Raw genomic sequence first — 582 nt, 5'->3', positions numbered from 1 at the left:
GGTTCTGTTGCAAAGTTTTAAATCTACTATCAGATAAGGTAGAATAATAGAAAAAGATAGCAGGAGGAATGACGATGAGTCATTTTAAAGGAAAGCAATTTCAGCAGGATGTGATTATTGTAGCCGTGGGCTACTATCTTCGTTATAACCTTAGCTATCGTGAAGTTCAAGAAATCTTATATGATCGTGGCATTAACGTTTCTCATACGACGATTTATCGTTGGGTGCAAGAATATGGCAAACTACTCTATCAAATTTGGAAAAAGAAAAATAAAAAATCCTTTTATTCATGGAAAATGGATGAAACGTACATCAAAATTAAAGGAAAATGGCATTATTTGTATCTAGCCATCGATGCAGATGGTTTAACCTTGGATATTTGGTTACGTAAAAAACGGGACACACAAGCAGCCTATGCTTTTCTTAAGCGGTTAGTGAAGCAGTTTGATGAACCGAAGGTTGTAGTCACAGATAAAGCCCCCTCTATTACAAGTGCCTTTAAGAAACTAAAAGAATACGGCTTTTATCAAGGGACAGAACATCGTACCATTAAATACCTGAATAATTTGATTGAACAAGACC

At 35.6% G+C, this 582-nt stretch carries 1 protein-coding gene; it reads left to right on the top strand.

The window, feature by feature from the left end; genetic code table 11:
- Positions 1-74: 74 nt before the first annotated feature.
- On the top strand, positions 75-582 hold a 508-nt coding region (locus tag AB3I42_RS13985; RefSeq protein ID WP_368022570.1), incomplete at its 3' end, for an IS6-like element IS1216 family transposase.

Source organism: Enterococcus sp. C53, assembly GCF_040887425.1.
Lineage (GTDB): Bacteria > Bacillota > Bacilli > Lactobacillales > Enterococcaceae > Enterococcus_B > Enterococcus_B hirae.
Note: the sequence above shows the minus strand (reverse complement) of the source record. Positions and strands in the feature narration are given on the sequence as shown.